The organism is Accumulibacter sp. (assembly GCF_031732815.1).
GTDB lineage: Bacteria > Pseudomonadota > Gammaproteobacteria > Burkholderiales > Rhodocyclaceae > Accumulibacter.
Genome location: NZ_JAVMKF010000025.1, coordinates 1 through 9,280, shown reverse-complemented (window position 1 = coordinate 9,280; position 9,280 = coordinate 1). Strand labels below are relative to the sequence as shown.

The 9,280-nt window shown below is 66.6% G+C and carries 7 protein-coding genes, 1 tRNA gene and 1 CRISPR repeat array; all 8 genes read right to left on the bottom strand.

The genetic code is table 11. From position 1 onward, the window contains the following. Positions 1–2: 2 nt before the first annotated feature. Positions 3–900: a CRISPR direct-repeat array (repeat unit 37 nt; unit sequence GTCTCATCCCGCTCTTCGGAGCGGGCTTCGTTGAAGG). Positions 901–1,159: 259 nt separating this feature from the next. Beyond that, on the bottom strand, positions 1,160–1,543 hold the full coding sequence (locus tag RKP46_RS02210; RefSeq protein WP_311105117.1) for a LamB/YcsF family protein: 384 nt from the start codon (positions 1,541–1,543) through the stop codon (positions 1,160–1,162). Positions 1,544–1,595: 52 nt separating this feature from the next. Further along, a complete protein-coding gene (locus RKP46_RS02205; RefSeq protein ID WP_311105116.1) occupies positions 1,596–1,868 on the bottom strand; it encodes a hypothetical protein in 273 nt (90 codons plus the stop codon). Positions 1,869–2,041: 173 nt separating this feature from the next. Next, positions 2,042–3,322, bottom strand: a complete 1,281-nt coding sequence (locus RKP46_RS02200; protein ID WP_311105115.1) for a toll/interleukin-1 receptor domain-containing protein — start codon at positions 3,320–3,322, stop codon at positions 2,042–2,044. 147 nt (positions 3,323–3,469) lie between these two features. Further along, positions 3,470–4,609: a slipin family protein gene (locus RKP46_RS02195; RefSeq protein ID WP_311105114.1), complete on the bottom strand. Its 1,140-nt coding sequence runs from the start codon at positions 4,607–4,609 to the stop codon at positions 3,470–3,472. Positions 4,610–4,875: 266 nt separating this feature from the next. Next, a tRNA-OTHER gene (locus tag RKP46_RS02190) sits at positions 4,876–4,940 on the bottom strand. 456 nt (positions 4,941–5,396) lie between these two features. Beyond that, complete coding sequence (locus RKP46_RS02185) at positions 5,397–5,606, bottom strand: DUF2892 domain-containing protein (RefSeq protein WP_300327898.1); 210 nt, start codon at positions 5,604–5,606, stop codon at positions 5,397–5,399. Continuing rightward, a complete protein-coding gene (locus RKP46_RS02180) occupies positions 5,603–8,809 on the bottom strand; it encodes an efflux RND transporter permease subunit (protein ID WP_311105113.1) in 3,207 nt (1,068 codons plus the stop codon). Before RKP46_RS02180 ends, RKP46_RS02185 begins: the two co-directional genes overlap by 4 nt. Before the next feature lie 3 nt (positions 8,810–8,812). After that, on the bottom strand, positions 8,813–9,280 hold a 468-nt coding region (locus RKP46_RS02175), incomplete at its 5' end, for an efflux RND transporter periplasmic adaptor subunit (RefSeq protein WP_409194093.1).

Genomic DNA, 9,280 nt, shown 5'->3' with positions numbered 1-9,280 from the left:
GGGTCTCATCCCGCTCTTCGGAGCGGGCTTCGTTGAAGGAAGCATTTCGGCGAATTCGCCCTCGCCGTCAGGCAGGTCTCATCCCGCTCTTCGGAGCGGGCTTCGTTGAAGGAGGCGGTTGTTTTCCAGCCAGATGAGGTTCCCGGGTCTCATCCCGCTCTTCGGAGCGGGCTTCGTTGAAGGCCGTAGCAACGCACTTATCGGCCGGACATCGATGGTCTCATCCCGCTCTTCGGAGCGGGCTTCGTTGAAGGCTCGAATCGCCGTACTTTGGCTAGCGCGTCTGCCTGTCTCATCCCGCTCTTCGGAGCGGGCTTCGTTGAAGGTGACGGGGTTAGCGGCCCTGATAACAGCTATTCCGTCTCATCCCGCTCTTCGGAGCGGGCTTCGTTGAAGGCCGCGATCGGCAGAACTGTCCCAGCCGGCACCGCGTCTCATCCCGCTCTTCGGAGCGGGCTTCGTTGAAGGTGCTGTTTCGTGCGGAACTGCTCTCCCTCTTTGAGGTCTCATCCCGCTCTTCGGAGCGGGCTTCGTTGAAGGACGATAACAGGATCTTTGGCGGGGCAGACGGTAACGTCTCATCCCGCTCTTCGGAGCGGGCTTCGTTGAAGGCCGCCCTTCGCGTCCGATGCGATCGGCGTGCCCCGTCTCATCCCGCTCTTCGGAGCGGGCTTCGTTGAAGGCTGTCCGAGGCGTAGTGCTATCAGCCTCTCCAGGATGTCTCATCCCGCTCTTCGGAGCGGGCTTCGTTGAAGGTCGTAGAACTTCGTAGACTGTCCGGAGTGGCCTTCGTCTCATCCCGCTCTTCGGAGCGGGCTTCGTTGAAGGTGCTCGTCCCGGCTGGCTTGCCACGCCTGCATCATGTCTCATCCCGCTCTTCGGAGCGGGCTTCGTTGAAGGCGCGACCTCATCGCGTGCGCGACCGGCGAGAGGCAAGTCGATCATTTTTCCTTGCCCGCTCGCCTTGTGGCGCGAAGTCCCTGTGATGCAGACATGGCTTTCGATGGCTACGTCCAGCCGTTGTCCCTATCTCCTAGTGTGACGTCGCTTCCCGGTGTGCTTGTTCCACCGTCATCCGGGGTGGCTACTGTCAGCACCGGAGGCATCGATTCGCTCACGGCATCGTGCAGGTCAGCGCGAGGCCGATCAAGCCGCGTGCTTAGCCAGACATTTCGGTCACGGCGACCAGCGTGCAAGCTTCAGCCAACAGGCGGTCGCGGAGTAGACGTGCGGTTGCCACGGCTTCAGGTCCATCACCATGGACACAGATGCTACCGATGCGGCAACGCAGGCGCTTGCCGCTGAGTTCGTCGGCCAGCACGTTGCGCACGGGGCCCGGCAGCGCCTGCAGCGTCGGTCCGTCCAGGCAGACTTCGAGAACTGCGGCGTTCGCGCGTCGTTGGCGAGCAGGGCGTTCGCCGCGCTCATCAGATCGCGGTCGAGCGCACCGGAGACACGCGCCGATGTGGCGATACCCGAAGGAGTCACGGTCCTGCAGGGTGGCGGCCTCGCCTGCGGCGACGACTTCGATCAGGGCGTGCATCAGCGGTCTCCGGCGCGCTGCAGTGGGTTCGACTGCACGACGGCCTGCGGAGTCATTCGCGCGGCGGCAGCCACATCGGCCAGATTAGATTGGGCGCGCAGTTGGCGCCGAAGCAGACCGGGATGTGCCAGCGGCTGTTCGTAGCCGCGGCGATCACGCTCTGGCCGGCCAGACGCCCAGCGCTCGACAGCGCCTCGAGCAGGGCACAGAAACCGAGCACGCGGGCGTGTATGGCGGGAGCGATCGTGGCGCCGAACTCGACGGTCCAGGCGGCATCGCCGAGACTGAGCAGGCGCACCGGGGCGCCGGCGGCGTCAGCGTTCATTGCCGTAGCGTCCGGGATCGTCGTCGTGTCGCTCGCTCGCCGGCAAGGCCGGGCGACGCTTGCCGGTGCCCTTCAGGTCCGTCTGCAGGCGGCGAACTGGCCGACGAAAACCGGGCCACGGGTGGCCGAGCGCGGTCGGCCAGACGCGCACGAGTCAGCAGCAAGCCGGTCGCTCAGCTTGTCTTCGTGCCATGGACGTAGATTTCGAACAGCCCGGTGTGCAGGCCGATCTGTTCGAAACCGAGGGTCTGCAGACCGCGCCGGACGGTATCGGCGATCTCGTAGGGCAGATCCGGATCAAGGTCGTGTCCGCCCGGGCGCAGGAGGCCGTTGAGCAGGCGTCCCTGGTCGACGTAGACGTAGGGGATCGAGATCACCGCCCGGCCGCCGCCGGCGAGAACGCGGCAGGCCTGGAAAAGCGACTCGCCGATATCGAAGAAGCTCGACTGATACGTGCGCAGCGAGAGATAGAGGTCGAAGGCATGGCTGCTCACACCGTGCAGGTTTTCGGCTTCGCTGCAGCGCGGGTCGAGCGTAGGGATGGCTTGCGCCGCCTTGGCGAGCGCCCCGGCCGCCAGGTCGACCCCGACCAATTGCTTGAAGTCCTTGTAGAAGAACGGATTCTCCAGGCCGTTGCCGATACCCACGTTGATTGTCCGGCAGCGGGCCGGGTCGCGCATGCCGACGTGCCGCAGGAGCGTGTTCAGCTCGGCCTCCCACTCGTCGGCGGCGCGGTAGCGCTCGTCTTCCTGCGGGCTGCGCTGCGCGTACTTTTCTTCGTAGGCGATCGCGCGTGCGGCCATCAGCTTGCGCGCCACTTCGTCCGCTGCCAGCTCAGGGTACTGAAGCTGGCAGCGGCGGGTGAGCGTTCTGATCGTCGCGCCGGCGCCGAGCGGGACTGCGGCCAGTTCGATCCCGTCCCGGCGCAGGACATCGGTCATGATCTGGCGCACGCTCTTGCGCAGATACGGCGATGCGGCTGACAGCCTGGACGCGCCGGTACGGCCGGGCGCCTGTCCGCGGATGCCGGCGACCAGGCGCGAAAAGGCGACCGGGTCGTCGATTCCGGCGCTGAAATCGACCCAGGTGAAGCGCAGCAGGAACGCGGGCAACTTGTCCTTCGCCTCCTGGTCGGCGCCCGGCAGGAGGACCGGAATGACCCGGAAGCTGTTTCTGTTCTCCTGCACGCGCTTGCTCAGCGCTGCTCGCATCTCCTCGTTTTCCCAGGAGTTGACCCCGCTCGGGCCGACGAAGACGGCGACGCTGCGGCTTCGGTTGAGCGCCTGCTCGAGGCTCTCCTGCCAGGGTTCCCCCGGGATCAGGTGCCAGCGATCGAGAAACGGACTGATCTGCGCCTCCTCGACGAGCTTTTCCGCCAGGCGTTCGACGATCGGTTTGTCGGGCGAACGATGCGAGAGGAAGACATCGTACCCATCTGCACTATGAGCTGCCAATTGAGTGTCCCTCTGAGGCTGTGCGAGCTCGGCAAGTCTTGCCGGCAACGGCGATTATCCACCGAATCGGCCGCCGAGGAACGAAACCTCGGCGGCGGACCGAACCTGGCGCACGTCGGCTCGGCCCGCCGGGACGGCAACCTTTGCTCAAGCGCTGCGCAGGCTGACCAGGCCGTGCAGCACCTGCTCGAGCCCGCCGAAGACCGAGATGCGGTCGATCCTCTCGGCCACCCGTTCGAGCGTTTCCAGCTCCTTCAGGCGCAGCGCCGTCGGGTTGTCTTCCATCACCTTGGCGGTATTGAGCAGCGAACGCGTCGCCGCCGTTTCCTCGCGCCGGCGGATGACGTTGGCTTCGGCTGCCTTGGCCGCCTCGACGACCTTGGCGAGAATCGCTTTCATTTCGCCGGGCAGAACGATGTCCTTGACGCCGACGCTGCCGATTTCGACGCCGAAGCCGTCGAACTTGCGGCGCACGTGCGCGCTGACCAGCTCGTCGATGAGTTGCCGGTTGTCCAGCAATTCATCGAGCAGGCGCGTTCCGACCGCCGCGCGCAGCCCGAACTGTAGCTCGCGGTAGAGGTGTTCGGCTGGTTTGGCGAGCTTCTCGAAAGCCAGCAACACGTCGCTGAAACGCCAGGTGGCGGCCAGGTTCACGCGCAGGCCGACTTTGTCGCGTGACAGGATCTCCTGCCCGCTGACCTCCATCGTCTGCCAGCGCGCGTCGACCAGCTCGACCTGAATTTCGCGGTTGAAGCGCCAGAAGGCGTGTCTGTCGGGCGGCAACAGGCGCGCGACCTTGCCGTCTACGCGCAGCACGGCGCAGTGATACGCCGGCACCTGAACGAGCAAGAGACCGGTCAAGCCGACGATCGCGCGCTCGCGCAAGGCCGGTTGCGCCAGGTGCGTGGCGAGAGCGGGCGCAACGACGTACGCGTCCTTCAGGTCGACGCGCTGCAGGCGGTGCCGGACGCGCCCTTTCCAGAAGAAGTGCCGACTTCCGGGCGGCAGCACTTCGACCAGAACGTCGTTTTCGTAGCGCAGGCCGGCCTCGTCCTCGTTCAGTTCCATCACTTCAAGATGCGCCGTCGCGCTCGCCGGCTGCTGCTGCAAGAGGTAGTCGGCGAGCGCTGTGTCGGTCATCGGCGCGCCGAGCGGCCAGGTGGTGAGCGACAGGCGGCCCAGCGGATCGAAGAAGTGGTGCCGGCCGGCCGGCAGCAGGCGCTCGAAATCGGCGTCCCGGAACAGGGCGCCTTGCTCGCTTTTCTTGACGACGAATCTTTTCAACATGGTCTTGTTCCTCCGAGTGACTCCGGGTGGTGCGGCTTGTTCGTTTGCCGGCGAGCGCCGGTCTGGCGGGCAGCGTGGTCGGCCCTGACGGGGCAGCACTCGCCCGGCCGCGCGGAACTCGCCGGCCGCCAGCGCTGGTGCGCCGACGGCGTCGTTCTCCTGGCTACCGGCCGCAGTGCGCTGCCGCCGAGGCGGACGACGAAGCTGGCCAGACCGACGGCGGCTGCTTGCGCTGGCCGCAACCGGCGGGTACTGCCTTTTGTTGCTTCTGGAGCGGGATTCGAACCCGCGACACGCCGCTTGCGCGGTTGCTCTACCCGATTGAGCTATCCAATCGTGGCGATCCGGGAATCGAACCCGGCAAGCCCCCGACGGGCTCGCCGTTGCTCGCGCTTGCGCTGCTGCGGCATGCGGCGGGACAACAGACCGAAGTCCGGCCCCGGCGCACCGGCGGGAGGGTGATCCCCGGCCCGTGGGCAGTGCAGCGAGGGTGCGAGCCAGCAAAGCTTAGCGAAAGCTGTGCCAGCGCCCTGCTGGCTACGGCCGAAGCGAGCAGAGAAGGGAGAAGGAAGGCGTAGAAAGGGGGAAGGGCGGGAAAAGGTGCGGCAGAAGGGCGCGCTGAAGGCGGCTCGTGCGCTCGCGCGGCCTCCCTGCCGGCCGCTTGCTCGCGCCTTTCTCAGCCAGAAACTGGACGCCAGGCTAGGATGCTAGCGTGCAGGATAAGACGCACAGCGAGCCGCGGTCGGCAAACGCTCCCGCACCGGCTCGGGACGAAGCGCCAGCGGTATCAGCCGAGGCGCTTCATTCCCAGCTTGAGCATGATGCTTTCTGCCGGACAAAATCCGGTGAAGCCGCTCTGCAGCAGGTTGGCGCCGACGAAGGCGGTGAACCAGAGGAAATGGCGCGAGACGAAGAGTGGGCTCTCGACGATGCCGAGGGCGAGCGAAATGAGGACGAAACTGCCTGCCATGATGCGTATGGCGCGATCGGTGGTCATGTGCTGTGCTCCTTGCGGAAAGCGGCGTAGTAGAGAACGGGGATGACGATCAGCGTGAGCAGCGTCGAAACGAGGATGCCGAAGATCAGGCTGATCGCCAGGCCGTTGAAGATCGGGTCGTCGAGGATGAACAGCGCGCCGAGGATGGCGGCCAGCGCGGTGAGCGCGATCGGTTTGGCGCGCACCGCGGCCGACTGAACGATCGCTTCGGCGAAGTCGACTCCCTCGCCGGTCTGCTGCCGGATGAAGTCGACGAGGAGGATCGAGTTGCGCACGATGATGCCGGCGAGCGCGATCATGCCGATCATCGAGGTGGCGGTGAACTGGCTGCCGAGCAGCGCGTGTCCGGGCATGACGCCGATGATCGTCAGCGGGATCGGCGCCATGATGATCAGCGGCACGAGGTAGCTGTGAAAGTGCGCGACGACCAGCAGGTAGATCAGGATCAGCCCGACGGCGTAGGCGATTCCCATGTCGCGGAAGGTCTCGTAGGTGACCTGCCACTCGCCGTCCCACTTGATCGCGAAGCCGGCGTCGGGCGCTGCCGGTTGGCGGATGAACCACTCGCCAAGCGTTCCGGCGGCGCCAGCGACGCCGTCGAGCGAGCGCCCGGCGAGTTCGCTGCGCGCGGCAAACATGCCGTAGAGCGGCGAGTCGAGCTTGCCGCCCATGTCGGCGACGACATAGACGACCGGCAGCAGGTCCTTGTGATAGACGGTCTTCTCGCGTGCTACCGAGCGCACTTCGACGAGTTCGGAAACGGCGACCAGGCGTCCGCTGCGCGCACGTACACGCAGGTCGAGCAGGTTGTCGAGGCTCCCTTTCTCTTCCGCTGGAAGCGAAATGCGCAGCGGGATCTCGAACTTCGCAGTGCTGTTGTGCAGCGGCGTGATGTCCGCGCCGGCGAGCGCCAGGCGGACGACCTCGACCACGTCGGCGGGTGCCACGTCGAGCAGCGCCGCCTTGTTCTGCAGCACATGCAGGACGATCTTTTCGCCGTCGGCGGTGATCGAGTCGTCGACCCCGACCAGGTCCGGCGTCGCGGCGAGGACCTGGCGCACCTGCCGGGCGACGGCGATCTGGCCGGCGTAGTCCGGCCCGTACACCTCGGCGACGATCGGTGAGAGCACCGGCGGACCGGGCGGGACTTCGACCACTTTGGCGTTACCGCCCGCACGGCGGCCGATCTCTTCGACGATCGGGCGCAACTCGCTGGCAATGGCGTGGCTTTGCCGGGCGCGTTGCCGACGGTCGACCAGATTCACCTGCAGGTCGCCCAGTTCGGGCGCCGCGCGCAGATAGTACTGGCGGACGAGGCCGTTGAAGTTGATCGGGCCGGCGCTGCCGGCGTAGGCCTGATAGTCGCTGACTTCGGGCAGCTTGAGAACCTCGCTGCCGATCTCGCGCAGGACGCGGGCGGTTTCTTCGAGCGGCGTCCCGGCCGGCATGTCGAGGACGACCTGGAATTCACTCTTGTTGTCGAACGGCAGCATTTTCAGGACGACCAGCTTGAAGGCGGCGAGCGAGAGCGACCCGGCGATCAGCAGGACGACGGCGACAAGCAATGCATGTCGCGCGCGACGCCCCGTGCGCACCTCGAGAAAGGGCGCCAGCAGCCGCCGGAAGAGGGCTTCCAGACGGCTGACCGGCGGCGGCGCGCTGGGCGCTGAGCGCGGCGCGGCATGCGCCAGCAGGCGGGCGGCCAGCCAGGGCGTGACGACGAAGGCGACGGCGAGCGAGATGAACATGCCGAGCGACGAGTTGATCGGGATGGGGCTCATGTACGGCCCCATCAGTCCGCTGACGAAAGCCATCGGCAGGAGCGCGGCGATCACCGTCAGCGTGGCGAGGATCGTTGGCCCGCCGACTTCGTCGACCGCCGGCGGAATCAGCTCGAGCAGCGGCAGCTCGGGCTGCAGCGTCTGCCGACGGTGGATGTTCTCGACGACGACGATGGCGTCGTCGACCAGAATGCCGATCGAGAAAATCAGGGCGAAAAGCGAGACCCGGTTGAGCGTGAAACCCCAGGCCCACGACGCAAAGAGCGTTGCGGCGAGGGTCAGTCCGACGGCCAGACCGACGATCAGCGCCTCGCGACGGCCGAGCGTGAAGAAAACCAGGAGAACGACGAAGGCGGTGGCAAAAGCGAGCTTGCCGATCAGCTTGCGCGCCTTGTCGGTCGCCGTTTCGCCATAGTTGCGCGTCACCGCGACCTCGATTCCTTCCGGGATCAACGTGCCCCTGAGCGCTTCGACGCGGCCGATCAGTTCGCCCGCTACGTCGGCCGCGTTGACGCCGGGCTTCTTGGAAATCTGTAGCGTCACCGCCGGGTGTTCGCCGCTGCGCGTGGCAAACCAGACGATGCGCTGCGGCTGGTCGGGCCCGTCCTCGACCTCGGCGACGTCACCCAGCGCGACCGCCCGGCGGTCGTCGGCCGTGCCGCGGACGGCAACGACGAGCTGGCGCACGGCGGCTGCCGACTCCAGATGCTGGCCGGTCTGCACGAGCACTTCGCGGTTCCCGGCGACCAGACTGCCGGTCGATTGCAGGACGTTGCCGTTGCGCAGTGCTGCGCTCAGATCCTGCGGCGTGAGGCCGAAGGCGTTCATCCGCCGGCTGTCGATGAGAACGCGCACGACATGGTCCGGACCGCCGATCGTCGATACGTCGCGTGTTCCCTTGCTGCGCTTGAGTTCGCTCTCGAGCGCGCGCGCCACCTGCTGCAGTTCGAAGGCCGAGCGCTGCGCATCGGCCGTCCACAAGGTCAGCGCGACGATCGGCACGTCGTCTATCCCCTTCGGCTTGATGATCGGCTCACCGACGCCGAGGTTGGGCGCCAGCCAGTCGCGGTTCGAGTTCACTGTCTCGTGCAGGCGCAGAACGGCGTCGTTGTATTTGACGCCGACGGCGAACTGCACGGTGACCACGGCCATTCCTGGACGCGCCACGGAATAGATGTGCTCGACGCCGGACATGCGCGAGAGCACTTGCTCGGCTGGCGTGGTCACGAGACTTTCAACGTCGCGCACCGATGCCCCGGGGAAGGGGATGAGGATGTCGGCCATCGTCACGTCGATCTGCGGCTCTTCTTCGCGCGGTGTGATCAGCGTCGCAAAAACGCCCAGCAGCAGCGCGACGAGCGCCAGCAGCGGGGTCATCTGCGAACTGACGAAGAGGCGGGCGATGCGCCCGGAGACGCCCATCGCCTAGCGTTCCGCCGGTTTGGCGGACTTCAGTTCGACGGCCGCCTGGCGCGGATCGAGCGCGATGCGCTCGCCCGCGTGCAGGCCGGCGAGCACTTCGACTTCGTTGTCGCTGATCGCTTCGCCCAGACGCAACTGGCGCAGCGTCAGCTTCCCGTCTGCCTGCCGGACATAGACGGCGGTGATCTCGCCGCGGCGCAAGACAGCAGCTTGCGGAATGCTCAGCCGCGGCGCGTTGCCAAGCACGAAGTGCACGCGCGCGTGCATGCCGGGAACGATCTCGCGTGGCGCTTCAGGCAAACCGACGCGCACCAGCGAGACGTGCGTCGACGGGTCGGCGCTGGGCAGCAGGCTGACGCTGCTCGCCTCCAGCCACTTGCCCAGGCCGGGAAATTCGATGCGCGCCTGGCGCACACGGCGGATCTGCGGCAGGCGGTGCTGCGCGATGCCTGCGCTCAGGCGCAGGCTCTG

Excerpts from the sequence above, each read along its gene's own strand:
- RKP46_RS02195 (WP_311105114.1), bottom strand. The coding sequence starts at position 4,609 with ATGTTGAAAAGATTCGTCGTCAAGAAAAGCGAGCAAGGCGCCCTGTTC.
- RKP46_RS02180 (WP_311105113.1), bottom strand. The coding sequence starts at position 8,809 with ATGGGCGTCTCCGGGCGCATCGCCCGCCTCTTCGTCAGTTCGCAGATG.
- RKP46_RS02205 (WP_311105116.1), bottom strand. The coding sequence starts at position 1,868 with ATGAACGCTGACGCCGCCGGCGCCCCGGTGCGCCTGCTCAGTCTCGGC.
- RKP46_RS02185 (WP_300327898.1), bottom strand. The coding sequence starts at position 5,606 with ATGACCACCGATCGCGCCATACGCATCATGGCAGGCAGTTTCGTCCTC.
- RKP46_RS02210 (WP_311105117.1), bottom strand. The coding sequence starts at position 1,543 with ATGCACGCCCTGATCGAAGTCGTCGCCGCAGGCGAGGCCGCCACCCTG.